Source organism: Chryseobacterium sp. RU33C (assembly GCF_900156015.1).
Taxonomy (GTDB): domain Bacteria; phylum Bacteroidota; class Bacteroidia; order Flavobacteriales; family Weeksellaceae; genus Chryseobacterium; species Chryseobacterium candidae.
This window is the reverse complement of the sequence record NZ_FTMT01000010.1, coordinates 103,113-118,791: the sequence shown is the minus strand read 5'-3', so window position 1 is coordinate 118,791 and position 15,679 is coordinate 103,113. Positions and strand designations below refer to the sequence as shown.

Sequence of the window (15,679 nt, the reverse complement as noted above, 5' to 3'; positions counted from 1 at the left end):
TGTCAAAAAACTTTTTATATTTGTTACTATGATAATTGTATGCCAAAAGCCTTTAAAAAAATTAAAAATTAATGGCATCGCTCTCTTTCCCTTTATCTTCATTAGGAAACCCGAAGATAAGGAAAATAATGTATTGATCAATCACGAAAAAATTCATTTACAGCAACAACTGGAAATGCTCATTATTTTCTTCTATATTTTCTATGTTATCGAATACTATTACTGGTTTTTCAAACTGAAAGACGGTTATGTGGCTTATAGACGAATCTCCTTTGAAAGAGAAGCTTACGCCAACGAAAACAGCATGAATTATCTCAAAGAAAGAAAATTCTGGAACTTCAGGAAATATTTGTAAAGTGAATGTTGGGGTTTGGGATTTGGTTTTTGGATATCAATTTTGATGTTCTTTATATTCAATAGGAGCGGGCTTTAGCCCGTTTATCAAATAAATAAAAAATTCAGTCGGCTTTAGCCAAAACCTAAAATTATCAAAACAGTCATCCGCGAAAATCTGTATGATCTGTGGGAAAACAAACAAAATCCCGCAAGATTAAATCTTTTACTACTTTTGCAAAGAATAATCTTGTGTCGTAAAATTGAAATGCTATTAAAACTTCCCACAGAACCTGTTTCTATCCAGGAAATTCTTATCGAGAAAAACATTAGGCTTTTTATTAAAAGGGAAGATCAGATTCATCCGTTGATTTCAGGCAATAAATACTGGAAACTCTTTCACAATGTGAATCACTATCTGGAAAAAGTTCCTGATAATCCATACATCATTACTTTCGGAGGCGCTTTTTCCAATCATATTGCAGCGGTTTCTGCAGTAGGTAATATGGCAGGTATTCCAACACTGGGAATCATCAGAGGAGAAGAACTGGAGCATAAATGGCGTGATAATCCTACTTTGCTTTTTGCAAAAAGAAATGGAATGAACCTGAAATTTGTCACCCGTGAAGAATACCGTCACAAAGAAAAACTGACAGAATTCCTTCAGCAGGAGTTTCCTGAAGCTTTGATAGTTCCTGAAGGAGGAACCAATAAAGACGCTGTAGAGGGAGTGAAAATGATGCTCAATGAACAAACAAAAGATTTTGACTATCTTTGCACCGCAGTTGGAACCGGAGGTACCATTGCAGGAATTTCAAAATTTTGTGAAGAGAATCAGAAAGTTATAGGATTTAAAGCCGTTAACGATGCTTCACTGGAAAATAAAATTTTTGAATTAACTTTGAGACAGAATTTTAATCTAATAGATTCATGTTTTGGAGGTTATGGTAAAATAAATGATGCAAACGTTCGTTTTATCAATGATTTCAAGGAGAGGTACGGTATTCCTTTGGAACCGGTTTATACAGGGAAAATGATGGAGAAAGTTTTTGAACTGATAGAAGAAGGATATTTTCCTGAAAACAGTAAGGTTTTGTGCTTTCATACTGGTGGTTTACAGGGAATTGAAGGAGCTAATTTACTGTTGGAAAAACAGAATAGAAATTTAATTATATAAGTAAAATTGAAAAACATGAAAAGACTTTTTCTATCCATAAGCCTTTTAGTTTTATCAAAATTTTCAGCCCAGACTTGGGCAACCGAAGATCAGTATATTCAGAAGTTTGCTAAATATGCAGTAGAAGAAATGGAAAAATATAAAATTCCGGCTTCTATTACCCTTGCCCAGGGATTATTGGAAACCGGGGGCGGACAGAGCAGACTGGCACAGGAAGGTAAAAATCACTTCGGTATAAAATGTAAAGAAGACTGGACCGGTAGAACAATGAAACATACCGATGATGCACCTAACGAATGCTTCCGTGTGTACGATGATCCAAGACAGTCTTATGAAGACCATTCTATATTTTTATCCACAAGAAAATATTACGCCAACCTTTTCAAACTGGATATGAAAGATTACAGAGCGTGGGCAACCGGCTTAAAAAAAGCAGGGTACGCTACCAATCCGCGCTATGCTTCCATTCTTATCTCCAAAATTGAAAAGTATAAGTTATATGAATATGACAATACCAATTCTAATGAAGTATTGTATGCTGTTCTTAAAATGTACCCGGATCTGAAAGACGACAGAACTTTCATGGCACAGCTGGAACCTTCAAAAGCAACCAGAAAAGTGAAAGAACCTGTTACCGTTGAAGTCCCTTACAAACAAACCTCTTACGCACAACAACAAAAAAGAGTAGAGAGAATTAAAACGAAAGCTGAAATTCTGAATTCTATTCTTATCAAAAGCCACCCGAATGACGGGCTGAAATATATTGTAATTCCTGAAGATACCGATGTGAAATTCATTGCCAACAAATTCAAAGTAAGCGAAAGCAGACTGATGAAGTGGAATGAGCTGGAAAATGAAACGTTAAAGAAAAATGACATCGTTTTCCTTGAGTCTAAAAATTCTACCGGAAATACAGCCACCTATAAAGCTGAATACGGAGAAGATATGCATGATATTGCACAGAAATTCGGAATCAAATTAAATAAATTATACGCTAAAAACAGAATGGATGAAGGACAGCAGCCATCTGCAGGACAGCTTATTTATTTAATAGACAAAAAACCACGAAACTAATTTAATTTTTTTGTTGAGAGTTTATCGTTGACAATTACATGCCAACCAGCAGCTGTCAGCACCAACTAAATATATATGAAGTATCAAAGAAGTTCGGCTTTATTTGATGAAGCCTACAAATACATTCCGGGAGGTGTAAACTCTCCGGTAAGAGCATTTAAATCCGTAGGAGGAGTGCCTGTTTTTATGAAATCGGCAAAAGGAGCTTACCTTACCGATGCAGATGAAAATACTTACATTGATTATATCAACTCATGGGGGCCAGCCATTTTAGGACACACCCATCCTGAAGTATTGGAAGAACTGAAAATACAGGCTGAGAAAGGATTCTCTTTCGGTGCTCCTACAGAACTGGAAACAGAAATTGCAAAATTCATCATTGAAAATGTTCCGAATATCGACCAGATAAGAATGGTTTCTTCAGGAACAGAAGCTTGTATGAGTGCCATCAGACTGGCAAGAGGATACACAGGAAGAGATAAAATTGTAAAATTTGAAGGCTGTTATCATGGGCATTCGGATTCATTCCTGATTAAAGCAGGAAGTGGTGCAGCTACTTTTGGAAATCCAAATTCTCCGGGCGTAACAGCTGGAACAGCAAAAGATACATTGTTAGCGCGTTATAATGATTTTGAACAGGTTGAAGATTTATTCCGTCATAATCAGGGAGAGGTTGCAGCGGTAATTATAGAACCTGTTGCAGGAAATATGGGTTGTGTACTGCCGGAAAACGATTTTTTACAAAAACTGAGAAAGATCTGTGATGAAAACGGAGCTTTATTGATCTTTGATGAGGTGATGACTGGTTTCAGATTAGCTTTCGGAGGAGCTCAGGAACTTTTCAATGTAAAAGCTGATCTGGTGACTTACGGAAAAGTAATCGGAGGAGGGCTTCCGGTAGGAGCTTTCGCTGGTAGAAATGAAATCATGGATCATCTTGCACCAAAAGGCGGTGTTTATCAGGCGGGAACATTAAGTGGAAATCCTTTAGCAATGAGAGCCGGATTAAAAACTCTTCAGCTTATTAAAAATGATTCTGAGTTTTTCAGCAGATTGGAGAAAACAACAGAAACATTGGATTTTGAGATCGGAAAAATCTTAAATGAAAAAGGAATCGCTCACAGAATCAACAGAAAAGGTTCTATGATGTCTGTATTCTTCCATATTAAAAGCGTTTCCAACTTTGATGAAGCACAGGAAGCAAATCATTCTTTGTTTAATAATTTCTTCCACCAGATGCTTAAGAATGGAGTCTATCTTCCGCCAAGCGGTTATGAAACTTACTTCATCAGCGATGCCATCAAGGATAAAGAGATTGATATGACACTGGAAGCAGTAAGAAAATTTGAATATTCAAATAAATAATAATGAAACCGGATTTTAAATCCGGTTTTTTTATGGAAAAGAAAGTTTAGATTGAAAAAAAAATCAACGCAATCTCTGTCACTCCGTAGGAGTCTCAACAGCGTAAAAACATCATAATCTGGATTCCTGCGTAATGACAAGCGTTGTGGATAAATTAAGTAGATCATAAAGCATTCCCCTAAGGAATCAACACAAAGCATAAATCATACAGATTTTGTAATAAACCATACACTTCGTTCAGAGTACTTCTTTTTAATTTTGTCTTAAATAGATTGGAAATGAAGACCTCAGACAATAAGATCCCCCGTAAAGATTTCATCCGAAACTCAGCGTTGGCTGTAGCGGGGCTCACTTTAATACCCAATATCATGACTGCATCGCCTTTCGATGAGAAAAATCTTTCAGTAAAAGGAAAAATGAGCCTTAAAAATGTTCGTCTGGAAACAAGGTTTGAATACCAGGATGGAGAAGTAGCTTCTACCAAAACAGATCTGTTTTATGTAGAAGTTGAAAAAGGAAAAATCACAAAGATCACACCCAATCAACCCAATGCTAAAGCTGTAGATGCAAAAGGACTATTGATGCTTCCTGCATTTAAAGATATGCATATTCACCTTGATAAAACCTTTTATGGAGATCAGTGGCAGTCCGTTAAAAAAAGAGCCGGAGGAGTAAAAGGAATGATAGAACTGGAGCAGAAAATGCTTCCTGAGATGCTGAAAAATCAACATTCAAAGCTGAAAAACTGATCGAGCTATTACAATCGAAGGGAACTTCCTATGCAAGAAGCCACGTGAATATTGAACCGACTTCCAAACTTCAGTCATTAAAAAATTTGCAAAAAGCGTTAGAAAATAAAAAGAAAAGCTTTGGAGCTGAGCTGGTAGCCTTTCCACAGCATGGTGTTTTCTATACAGATTCCGTACCTTATTTGAAAGAAGCTGCGAAGATGGATATTTATTCTGGAGAAACTAATCAGAAGTATATATATTTATACACTTGTTTTTTGTAATGCCATCGGAAGCTTTTCGGGTGGCTTTTTTTGAATGGGTTCCGGAGTGCGGGTTTAGACTTTTCGTGATCCTGGTTTTTATTTTCCGGATCAGAGTTTCAGATGGTGAATTTCGAGATTGTTTATATTCAATAGGAACGGGCTTTAGCCCGTTTGAATGGAAAAAGATATTCCTCCGGCTTTAGCCAAAACTTATCAAGGAAGGGTATGTGTCTAAACATAAAAATAATTGTTCAAATTGCAATCCGGTATTTTTACAATGTGAACATCTATTCATATTCAAAATTCCTAATATTGGTAATATCTCATAATAACGATAAAAAAAGCCCCCGGAAATACTTCCGGAGGCCTTCTATTTGAAATTAAATCTAGGTACTTATATGATGATGTTATAAGTTAAAGTTTGTCCATCCTGCATACCAGGTATCGTTCGCATCTTTTACAGCACCTTTGTAAGTAACCTGTGTAAACCAAGTCGCTAATTTAGGGTTAGTAAATGCACCTCCTGTTAATAATGGAGAACCTGAGCCAGGAGCGAAGTTTGGTGTAGTTCCTGCAGGAGCCCATGCGTTGGCAAGCTTTACATCAGCAGTAGAAGCAAGGATTGTGTTTCCTTTGGCATTAAACCAGGTTGTAAGATCTGCTAACGTATACGTTGTTGGAGTAGAGGTAGATGGTCCGAACTTTAAAGGAGTTTGCATTCCTGCTAAAACGTTGTTTTCAAAGAATAGTTTATTACCTACAATATTGTTATCTGTTGGAGATCCTTTTGTAGCATCAATGAATAATCCAACAGGGAATCCTGTGAATACAGAGTTGAAAACAGAGATAGAAGAATTTCTTCTGATTTGTAATGCATTCTGGAATAATGCGTTGATAGACCCAGAAGCCGCAGAGTTGATTGGCCCGATAATCGTCATATTAGAGAATGTAGCAGATGTCTGAGGATTTAAAGTAGAACCGTTAGCATCATTATCAGATTCAAATGCGTTAGAACCAGAAACGTCTGCTACCTGAGAATCTCTTACTGCGATACCAAACTGTACCTTTCCTGAGAAACCGTTATCTGTATCAAAATCGTCATCAAGACCTTTGTAAGAAATAAGGTGAGAACAGTTTACCGTTCCTCCGAACCACTCAAAACTGTCATCATTAGCATAAGCAACTTCTACATAGTCTACTGTAGTTCCGCTACCTACACCCCCGAACGTAAGTCCGTTGATCTCTTTATCCGGTAAGAATGCATATCCTGCATATTCTATTCTTACATATTTTAATACACCACTGTTGTCAGCAGCGTTGGTTCCGCCATAAAGTCCAAGACCTTCAGAGTTGTTAATACCTCCTTCAATTTCTCCAACTCCGTTTGCTCCTCCGAAAGATGCATTAGTAGGAGCGTTTCCTAAGATTACTACCCCTGCCCAGTCTCCTCTTTTAGGACTTGGTTTCTCTGAAGTGAAGATAATAGGGTTGGCAGCAGTTCCTTCCGCCATGATTTTGCTCCCTCTTGTAATGATCAAAGCTCCGTTTTTATCAGCTTCACCTACAATCTTTGTACCTGGCTCAATAGTTAAAGTAGCTCCGTTAGTTACATATACCAGTCCTCTCAGCTTATAGATTTTATTGGCTTTAAGTGTAGTATTGGAAGTGATTTTTCCTGAAAGAATAAGGTTTTCAGTTTCTCCGTTTCCGTTACCTCCATTTTGAATAATGGTAGGTCCATCTTCTTCTATATTTCTACAAGCGGTAGTTGATACTAGAGCGCCAAGCATTAAAGAATATAAAACGAACTTTTTCATGTTATAAAGAATTAAATTATTTATTAGATTATTTGTTGAGTGAATTAAAAATTGTATCCCAGTGTTAAACTGATATTGGTTCCTGTAAGTCTTTCAATAGCAAGAGCATCTTTGCTGTCATACTTACCATTGTCGTTCAGGTCATGGTAGAATTTAGCACGACGGTTCAGGATATCTGAAACATTCAGCTTGATTTCTCCTTTGTTGCTCCATAATTTTTTAGCAAGCTGGAAGTCTAAAAGAGGTCTGGGTGCTTCCCAGATTGGTGGAACCTGATCGTTTCCTACATATAAGATTCTTCTTCCGATCATGTTGAATAATAGAGTAGAAGACCAACCTGATTTTTCAGTATCGTACTGAAGACTTAAGTTAACCGTGTAAGGAGACTGTCCCTGCATTGGTCTGTCTATGTTGGTAGCTTCGTCCGTTACTCTGTTTTTAATTAATGCTACGTTTCCACCCAGCGTAAAGTTTTTAAGAGCACTTACAAAATCCAGTTTTTTTCTCGCTTCCACTTCTAATCCATAAGCATCAGCTTTATCTACGTTAAGGTAGTTGAAAGTGTTACTGGTTCCTACCCCTGATTGGTTGAAGTATAATTCGATCGGTTTTTTGAAGTTTTTATAGAAACCTGCCACGGATATAATTTCTCCGTTTCTTGGATAGAATTCCCAACGAAGGTCAGCACTCGTGATTTTAGTTCTTTCAATAGATTTGTTACCGATTACAGTTGCTCCAAGGTCAAAATCATAATAAGCCAAAGGAGAAACCTCTCTGAATTCCGGTCTTACAACAGTTTGTGAACCTGCAAGACGGATATTCATTTTAGGATTTACCTTGAATGTCAAGTTCACAGCAGGTAAAAAGTCTGTCACTCTTGTATTGACAAAACGGTCATCACTCTTTTTTGTGCTTCCTACCAGCTGGTCAAAGTTTTCAACTCTTAATCCCCAGACTGCTCTTAACCATGGTGTGAAGTTGTTGTCAAACTGTAAATATCCTGCGTTAAGGATCGTATTGGCAATATATCGGTATTGGTTTCCTGCAATTTCATCAAATGTAAATCCTCCGTTAGTTCCAAAATTACCAGGATTGAAGATCGTTTCAAAAGGCTGAGAAAGCAATCCCTGATTGAAGTTTTCAAGTCTTACAGAGAACGGTCTTGAGTTGTATATTCTGTCTTTTACCTGGAATAAATATCCACCTTTGATCGTTTGTTTTTGTCCGAACATCGTAAATGTTTTGGATACATCACCTCCTGCATTATATAAATAGTCACTTAGCGTAGAGTAGAATACACTTCCTGATTTTTGAGAAAGACCATTAGAAATCAAAGCTAAATAAGGGCTTCCCGGCATGTTCGTATATTGGTTATACTGCAAACGCTGTAGCAAAGGGATGTATTGATCAAGAATCCCGAAGCTTCCGTACCAGTTTACGGTAAGACCGCCAAGAATATCAAGTTTATGGTTACCGGAAAGGGTAGAGTTATAGAAAGTAGTTTCTTTAAATCCAATTTCCCTTGCCATGATGTTTGTTCCGTTAATAGGATCAAATTCAAAGTCCTTTCCAGTTCTGAAGGACATGTGATTTACTGTATTGTTGGTGATGATATTCTTCAGGGAAATTTTATTGTTGCTGTTCAGCTTTAAAGAAAGGTTCAACATCCCTCCCAAAATAATATCATTGCTGTATTTTTCTGTAAAATAATCGAAGTTGGTATCAGCAAGCTGATTGTTGATGGTAAAGAAACGGTTGGTAGATTCAGTTCTTCTTTTGTTATTACTGTAGTTTAAAACAGCAATTACTCCTAAATCTTTTCCGAATAACTTCGTGTTGAAACCTCCGTCTAACTGTAAACTTAAGTTTTCAGGGTAACCGATACTGTTGTATCCAAGATTCTTTGTATATCCTTTGCCGATCTCTGTTTTCTGTGCTTCAGTCAGAATACTGAAAGCGTTTTTTGCAGGCATATTGGTAGGAAGTTTTCGGTAACCGTCATCAATTCCTAAAAAGTCCCATTTTCCTCCTTTCTGCATATGGAATTCCTGCCCCATAGTAGCGGTGTTTCCTCCTACGCCTACCTGTACATTGAAGAAATTTTTATTAGGAATATCTTTAGTATTTACCTGAATCAATGCACCTCCCCATTCACCTGTATATTCAGGAATGAAAGTTTTGTTGATCACAAGGGTTTCGATAACGTTAGCAGGGAAAAGGTCAAAAGAGAAAGTCTTTCTGTCTGGTTCCGTACTGGATAACTGGATGCCGTTCAGCATGGCCTGATTGTAACGGTCTGATAAACCTCTTACTACAATATATTTTCCATCAAACAAACTCACCCCGGAGACTCTTTTCAGAACTTCACCCGTATTTCTGTCCGGACTTCTTTTAATAGCTTCAACACCAATAACCTGAGAAACTACACCCGCATTCTTTTGTAAACCGATGGTAGAGGCTATGGTTTCTTTTCTTGCATTTGATTTTATGACAACACCCTCAATTTCTTTTTCTTTGGTAGATGGCTTATCCAGAACAATATCAAGGTGAGTATTACCTTCATTTTTGATAATCACCTCACTGATCTCTTTTCTGTTATACCCATTGGAGCTTACCGTTACAATGTAATTGGCACCGGGAGAAAGGTTGATAGAGTAGTATCCGGAAATGTCAGTGGTTACTTCCTGACCGTTTACCTTTACTTTTACACCTTCTATAGGAGTATTATCTTTCTCGTCCAATACCCTACCTTCCAAAATCTGACTTTGTGCAAAAGCATAGCCAGCAGAAAACAAGGCAAGTAGCATGATGCTCTTGTGGAGTTGTTTTTTCATTATTACTTCTTTTACTTCTTTTTCAAGGGCAAAATAAGGGCTAAGTTTTTAAGAAAACTTTAGGAGAATCTTAATTAATTATGAAGTTTGTATTAACGAATGAATGGATTTTATAGTTATCGATGTTTTGTTTATATAATTATAATTTTTGTTTTAATATTGAATATTATTCCTTATATTTGATTTTTATATATTTATTTATTGTTTTTTTTATTGATTTTGTAATTTGTGTTTAAAATGTTGTTTTTTAATAATTAGTTAACATTTGGCGGATAGATGAAATCAATTGAAATAATTAATTTTGTGGGAATTCTTAAACTAGAAGATGAGCAAAAAAATTCTTTTAATAGACGATGAACTGGACATTTTAGAGATTCTGTCTTACAATTTGGAAAAGGAAGGGTACGATATCTATACCGCTACCAATGGTAATGAAGGTATAGAGAAAGCAAAGGAAATTGTTCCGGACCTTATCTTATTAGATGTCATGATGCCTGAAAAAGATGGTATAGAAACCTGTCAGGAACTTCGTAAAGTGAAAGAACTGCAAAAAACACTTATTGTGTTCCTTTCTGCAAGAAGCGAAGAATTTTCTCAATTAGCAGGTTTTCAGGCGGGTGCTAATGACTATGTCGTAAAACTGATCAAACCGAAAATCCTTATCTCTAAGGTAAATGCATTATTGCAGCTAACCTCTCAGGTTTCTGACAATGCTAAACTCATCGAAATCGGAGACCTTGTTATCGACAAAGATAACTTCAGAGTTTCCAAAAGCGGACAGCAGTTTCTTCTTCCCAAAAAAGAATTTGATTTGCTTTACCTTTTGGCCTCCAATACTGAAAAGGTTTTCAAAAGAGAAGAGATTCTGGAAAAAGTTTGGGGTAATGATGTGATTGTAGGAGAAAGAACCATTGATGTTCACATCAGAAGACTAAGAGAAAAATTAGGGATCAATACCATTCAGACATTAAAAGGGATTGGATATAAACTGATCGTTTAATTATTTAAAAATCTTAACTTTACGTTCAATCATTAAAACGTTGTAAAATTGAAATTTTACAGACTTACCCTCGTTGCCTCCTGTCTGCTGACACTGGTAATGCTCCTTTTAGGTGTCGTATTCGATTCGCTGAAAGATATCTACTATAAGACCCCTTTGTTCAAAACGGGTCTTTTCATCTGTATTGTCCTGATCTTCCTGATCAACTGTGTAGTACTGGAACTCCTTTTCAATTACTACAGCAGAAAACAGGTAAAAGGTCTTTCAGGATTTCTTCCGCAGGAAATAGTACAGAATCATGATGAAAATATCACCATCAAAGAGTTAGGTGAAAGATTTTCAGATCTCAATCAGCAGCAGGTATCTGAAATTGATATGATGAAAGAGATGGAAAGCTACCGTAAAGAATATATCGGAAATGTTTCCCATGAACTGAAAACCCCTTTATTTTCTATTCAGGGATATGTAGAAACCCTAAGAGAAGGCGGAGTAGACAATCTTACGATCCGGGATAAATATCTGGAAAGAATTGATAAATCGGTAGAAAGACTTATTGCTATTGTAACCGATCTTGATATGATCAATAGGCTGGAAGCTGGCGAAATCAACCTTACCGTTTCAAAATTTGATGTCAACCTTCTGATCAAAGAGATTTTTGACCTCCTTGATCTTGAAGCTGAAAAACGAAATACAACTTTACAGATTCAGACCCTTCATCCACAGATTTTTGTAGAAGCTGATAAACAGAAGATTTCTCAGGTTTTTATTAATCTCATCTCCAATGCCATTCATTATGCTAACAGACAGGAAGCAAAAGTGATTGTAAAAACCAGTATCCTGAAAAATAAGGTGCTGATAGAGGTCATAGACAACGGAATGGGGATCAAATCCGAAATTCTTCCAAGAATCTTCGAAAGATTTTATCGTGTGGAAACCAGCAGAAGCAGAAGAGAAGGCGGCTCCGGGCTTGGCCTGGCTATTGTAAAACACATCCTTGAAGCTCATAACGAAAATATTACCGTAGAAAGCGTTTACCTTGAAGGCACAAAGTTTAGTTTTATGCTTGAGAAAAGTAAATAATTCCGGCAAAATGTAAGAAAAAAAAATATTTTAAAAAATCCTGAAATATTTTTTTGTCACATGTCATTTATTATATATTTGCAACAGAGATTTATCATAATTATAAAGGCAAAAAAGTAATTTAAGAAACTGATATGGTTTACAAAATCCGCGTAATATTAGATGCGAAAGAGGATATTTTCCGTGATATTGAAGTTAAGGGAAAACAAACGTTATGGAACTTACATTTAGGAATTAAAAGTGCATTCAGTCTGCAGGGAGATGAGCTTTCTACCTTTAATCTGTTGGAAGACGACGGAACGATCGTAAAAAGTGTCCCATTGGAAGATATGAGTGATGATGGTGACGGCGAAATTATGTCAGATGTTTACATTGATGAGGCTTTTGAAAATGTAGGAGACAAAGCACAGTTCCAGTATGGGCTTCTTGATCTTTGGGAATTTTTCTGTGAGCTTATTGAAGTAATTGAAGAAACAAAAGGCGTGAACTATCCAATCACGGTATACAGATTTGGAAATGTTCCGTTGAAAGCTCCTGGCAAAAACGGAAGTGCAGGTGGCAAAAAGAAATCAGCAATGCCATTGGTAGATGATGAATTCGGCTTCGATGATGATTTTGGAGCAGGAGGAAATTTTGCAGATGAAGATGATGACAGCTTCGATGATGATGAGGAAGAAGACTACAATGATGATGTCTTTGATGATGAAGATGATAATGATGACGAAAGATAGTCAACAACAATATACTGCCCTGGATTTTGATCCGGGGCTTTTTTATGGCAAATGCATAACGATTAAAATAATAAACTGGTAAATAAGTAAACGGATTTCCTCTGCCTTTCCATAAATAAGCTTTTCATAAATTTACCATTTAGTAATTTTGCCTTTTTACCTTTACAATTTTGTTCTTTTCCCGCTTCCCTCCAAAAACAATCCTTACTTTTGTTAAAAATAGTTTAATGAAAAAATTACTTTTGTTAGCTGTAATTGGTCTGGGAATTGTTTCCTGTACCACTCAAAAAAATACACGGAAGATGACAGAACTGCCAAAAGATTGGAAACATAATACAAATATCTACGAAGTAAACATAAGACAATATACTCAGGAAGGAACTTTCAAAGCATTTGCAAAAGAAATGCCCCGGCTGAAATCTATGGGCGTAAAAACACTTTGGTTCATGCCCATTACCCCAATTGCCCAGCAGAATAAAAAGGGAAGTCTGGGAAGTCCTTATGCCGCTGCAGATTACACTTCCATCAATCCTGAATTCGGAACACTGCAGGATTTTAAAGATATGGTGAATGAGGCACACAGACTGGGATTTAAAGTAATCATAGACTGGGTGGCCAATCATACAGGCTGGGATCATGTGTGGACAAAAACACATCCTGAATTTTATCTTAAAGATCCGGATGGAAAATTCCATATATCTTCCGGAATGGACGATATTATTGAGCTGGACTATAAAAATCAGGAAATGCGTCAGGCTATGATAGATGCCATGAGATTCTGGGTGCAGGAAACCGATATTGATGGTTTCCGATGTGATCTTGCTTCATGGGTAGAAGTAGACTTCTGGGAACAGGCACGTCCTGAAGTAGAAAAAATAAAACCTCTTTTCTGGCTGGGAGAATTTGATGAGCTGGAAAGCCCGGAATACGGAAAAGTTTTTGATGCCAGCTATTCCTGGAAATGGATGCACAAATCTGCCGACTATTATAAAAAAAATGAACCTCTTCAGGAGCTCAAGGATCTGTTGAGACAGTATTCTAATATTGGAGACGCCTCCATGAGAGCCTGGTTTACCACAAACCACGACGAAAACTCGTGGAACGGAACCGAATATGAAAAATATGGCGTCATCACAAAACCAATGGCTGTATTCTCCGCCACATGGAATGGTGTTCCGTTATTATACTCAGGGCAGGAGCTTCCGAATATGAAGAGACTGGAGTTTTTCGAAAAAGATGCCATCAAATGGACGAATACCTATCAGGTTGCTGATTTCTATAAAACAGTATTGGATTTGAGAGCTTCGAATCCGGCTTTAAGAGGAGGAGATACCAACGTTACAACTTACCTTCTTAATACAACAGCAAATGATAAAATTCTGGCTTATGTAAGAAAAAACGGCAATGATGAAGTTTTGGTTGTTCTGAACATGTCAAAAGAACCGGTTAACTTTTCTATTGAAGACGAACATCTGTCGGGAACATTCAGAAATGTTTTTGATAAAACCAAAAGAGATTTCAGCAATGGAAAAGATTTCAGTTTCAAGGTATCTGATTTTGCCGTATTTGAAAAATAATATTTAGATCTTTGGCTTTATCTTAATGAATAGCCACTAAGCAGTACTTAATTCCCCTCCGCTGGAGGGGTGTCAAAATCTATGATTTTGACGGGGTGGTTTTTACCGCTCACCATAAAAAAACGTCCATTGAAATGAACAAACAGGAAATAATCAATATCATTAAAGCAAAAACAGCAGACAAAATCCGGTATTTTGAAAACCTGATCGCAGAAACACGGGCATCCAACAATGATACCAAAAGCTCAATGGGGGACAAATACGAAACCGGAAGAGAAATGCTTCAGCAGGAAATCAATAATCTGCAGAGACAGCTTAACGAAGTGTTGAGCCAACAGGCTGTTTTGCAGAAAATAACTTCGGATCATTCAGAAAAAGTTCAGAATGGAGCATTGGTAAAAACCGATAAAGGATTGTTCTATATTGCTGCTTCCATGGGAGAAATTGTTTTTGAGAACGAGAAAATCATGACCGTTTCTGCAGAATCACCCTTAGTGAAAGTTATGCACGGAAAAAAAACAGGAGAAACATTTACTGTGAATACCATTCATCAGACCATTGAAAATATATGGTGAAATTAATTTCTGTTAGATGGCAGATATACAGCTGTTTAATAGAAAATAAACATCACCGCTATAAAATGCATTCATAAAAGTGAGTGCTTTTTTTAATGGTTTTTACTAAATTTGAAACTTAAAATCTCATTCAAAATGCAAAACTACCTGGACCTTTTACAGCATATTTTAGACAACGGAACTGATAAAACCGACAGAACCGGCACTGGAACAAGAAGTGTTTTCGGATATCAGCTGAGATATGATCTGTCAAAAGGATTTCCTTTGGTAACCACAAAGAAAGTGCATTTAAAATCCATTATCTATGAGTTGCTTTGGTTTCTGAAAGGAGATACCAATATTAAGTATCTTAAAGATAACGGAGTAAGCATCTGGGATGAATGGGCGAATGAAAATGGAGATCTGGGACCTGTTTACGGAGCACAATGGAGAAGCTGGAATGGAGCAGACGGAAAAATTGTAGATCAGATTACAGAAGTGATCGATCAGATCAAGAAAAACCCGGATTCCAGAAGACTTATCGTATCAGCATGGAATGTTGCAGAAATTCCAAACATGGCTTTGGCTCCCTGTCATGCCCTGTTCCAGTTTTACGTAGCGGATGGTAAATTATCCTTACAGCTGTATCAGAGAAGTGCTGATGTTTTCCTTGGAGTACCTTTCAATATTGCAAGTTATGCACTACTTTTGATGATGGTAGCGCAGGTTTGTGATCTTGAAGTAGGTGATTATGTTCACAGTTTTGGAGATGTTCATATCTATAATAACCACTTTGAGCAGGTAAACAGACAGCTTGGAAGAGAACCAAGAGCACTTCCGGCAATGAAATTAAACCCTGAAATTAAAAATATCTTTGATTTCGATTTCGAGGACTTTACTTTAGAAAATTATGATCCGCATCCGGGGATCAAAGCTCCTGTAGCCATTTAATATTCTTATATCGCTTTATTTTTTAAATTTACGTCTATTTTTTTATTAATAGATGCCATTATCTGCGGTCATAAACTAAGGAATCGGAATATAAATCCTTTATTACACTTTCTTTTGGCAATTGTTTCTTACATTTGAATGAACAATTCCGGTTCGTTGGATTCTTTTTGTAAAGGGATCCGTTGGCAGACA

12 protein-coding genes and 1 pseudogene are annotated in these 15,679 nt (G+C 36.8%); 11 read left to right on the top strand and 2 right to left on the bottom strand.

The features are described 5' to 3' along the window. Positions 1-28 precede the first annotated feature (28 nt). From BW946_RS10395 to BW946_RS10375, 5 genes and pseudogenes are all read left to right on the top strand, one after another. Positions 29-355 (top strand): hypothetical protein, encoded by a 327-nt coding sequence (locus BW946_RS10395; RefSeq protein WP_076596161.1) that lies wholly within the window; start codon positions 29-31, stop codon positions 353-355. Positions 356-601: 246 nt separating this feature from the next. Continuing rightward, positions 602-1,510: a 1-aminocyclopropane-1-carboxylate deaminase/D-cysteine desulfhydrase gene (locus BW946_RS10390; protein WP_076596119.1), complete on the top strand. Its 909-nt coding sequence runs from the start codon at positions 602-604 to the stop codon at positions 1,508-1,510. A 15-nt stretch (positions 1,511-1,525) separates the two neighbouring features. Next, on the top strand, positions 1,526-2,584 hold the full coding sequence (locus BW946_RS10385) for a glucosaminidase domain-containing protein (protein WP_076596118.1): 1,059 nt from the start codon (positions 1,526-1,528) through the stop codon (positions 2,582-2,584). A 75-nt stretch (positions 2,585-2,659) separates the two neighbouring features. Next, complete coding sequence (hemL, locus tag BW946_RS10380; protein ID WP_076596117.1) at positions 2,660-3,949, top strand: glutamate-1-semialdehyde 2,1-aminomutase; 1,290 nt, start codon at positions 2,660-2,662, stop codon at positions 3,947-3,949. Between the two features lie 278 nt (positions 3,950-4,227). Beyond that, positions 4,228-4,907, top strand: a pseudogene (locus tag BW946_RS10375) (amidohydrolase family protein); the annotation flags it as partial. 443 nt (positions 4,908-5,350) lie between these two features. Here BW946_RS10375 and BW946_RS10365 read toward each other — a convergent pair. Beyond that, positions 5,351-6,760 (bottom strand): hypothetical protein, encoded by a 1,410-nt coding sequence (locus BW946_RS10365; RefSeq protein ID WP_076596115.1) that lies wholly within the window; start codon positions 6,758-6,760, stop codon positions 5,351-5,353. A 44-nt stretch (positions 6,761-6,804) separates the two neighbouring features. Continuing rightward, positions 6,805-9,594 carry a TonB-dependent receptor gene (locus BW946_RS10360; RefSeq protein ID WP_076596114.1) on the bottom strand — a complete coding sequence of 930 codons (2,790 nt, stop codon included), beginning with the start codon at positions 9,592-9,594 and terminating at the stop codon, positions 6,805-6,807. A gap of 325 nt (positions 9,595-9,919) precedes the next feature. On the opposite strand from BW946_RS10360, the gene BW946_RS10355 reads away from it, so the two are divergent. The 6 genes from BW946_RS10355 to BW946_RS10330 all read left to right on the top strand — a co-directional run bounded on the left by BW946_RS10355 (position 9,920) and on the right by BW946_RS10330 (position 15,487). Further along, on the top strand, positions 9,920-10,594 hold the full coding sequence (locus tag BW946_RS10355) for a response regulator (RefSeq protein ID WP_076596113.1): 675 nt from the start codon (positions 9,920-9,922) through the stop codon (positions 10,592-10,594). Between the two features lie 48 nt (positions 10,595-10,642). After that, a complete protein-coding gene (locus BW946_RS10350; protein WP_076596112.1) occupies positions 10,643-11,674 on the top strand; it encodes a sensor histidine kinase in 1,032 nt (343 codons plus the stop codon). Between the two features lie 134 nt (positions 11,675-11,808). Further along, positions 11,809-12,405 (top strand): IS1096 element passenger TnpR family protein, encoded by a 597-nt coding sequence (locus BW946_RS10345; protein ID WP_076596111.1) that lies wholly within the window; start codon positions 11,809-11,811, stop codon positions 12,403-12,405. Between the two features lie 227 nt (positions 12,406-12,632). Further along, the gene (locus tag BW946_RS10340) at positions 12,633-13,982 is read left to right on the top strand and encodes an alpha-amylase family glycosyl hydrolase (protein ID WP_076596110.1); all 1,350 of its coding nucleotides are present in this window, start codon (positions 12,633-12,635) and stop codon (positions 13,980-13,982) included. Positions 13,983-14,116: 134 nt separating this feature from the next. Next, the gene (locus tag BW946_RS10335; protein WP_076596109.1) at positions 14,117-14,557 is read left to right on the top strand and encodes a hypothetical protein; all 441 of its coding nucleotides are present in this window, start codon (positions 14,117-14,119) and stop codon (positions 14,555-14,557) included. Between the two features lie 135 nt (positions 14,558-14,692). Then, complete coding sequence (locus tag BW946_RS10330; RefSeq protein WP_076596108.1) at positions 14,693-15,487, top strand: thymidylate synthase; 795 nt, start codon at positions 14,693-14,695, stop codon at positions 15,485-15,487. Positions 15,488-15,679 lie beyond the last annotated feature (192 nt).

Bases quoted from the DNA above. Each gene is read 5' to 3' on its own strand.
- BW946_RS10395 (WP_076596161.1), top strand. From the start codon at position 29: ATGATAATTGTATGCCAAAAGCCTTTAAAAAAATTAAAAATTAATGGC.
- BW946_RS10390 (WP_076596119.1), top strand. From the start codon at position 602: ATGCTATTAAAACTTCCCACAGAACCTGTTTCTATCCAGGAAATTCTT.
- BW946_RS10385 (WP_076596118.1), top strand. From the start codon at position 1,526: ATGAAAAGACTTTTTCTATCCATAAGCCTTTTAGTTTTATCAAAATTT.
- hemL (WP_076596117.1), top strand. From the start codon at position 2,660: ATGAAGTATCAAAGAAGTTCGGCTTTATTTGATGAAGCCTACAAATAC.
- BW946_RS10365 (WP_076596115.1), bottom strand. From the start codon at position 6,760: ATGAAAAAGTTCGTTTTATATTCTTTAATGCTTGGCGCTCTAGTATCA.
- BW946_RS10360 (WP_076596114.1), bottom strand. From the start codon at position 9,594: ATGAAAAAACAACTCCACAAGAGCATCATGCTACTTGCCTTGTTTTCT.
- BW946_RS10355 (WP_076596113.1), top strand. From the start codon at position 9,920: ATGAGCAAAAAAATTCTTTTAATAGACGATGAACTGGACATTTTAGAG.
- BW946_RS10345 (WP_076596111.1), top strand. From the start codon at position 11,809: ATGGTTTACAAAATCCGCGTAATATTAGATGCGAAAGAGGATATTTTC.
- BW946_RS10340 (WP_076596110.1), top strand. From the start codon at position 12,633: ATGAAAAAATTACTTTTGTTAGCTGTAATTGGTCTGGGAATTGTTTCC.
- BW946_RS10335 (WP_076596109.1), top strand. From the start codon at position 14,117: ATGAACAAACAGGAAATAATCAATATCATTAAAGCAAAAACAGCAGAC.
- BW946_RS10330 (WP_076596108.1), top strand. From the start codon at position 14,693: ATGCAAAACTACCTGGACCTTTTACAGCATATTTTAGACAACGGAACT.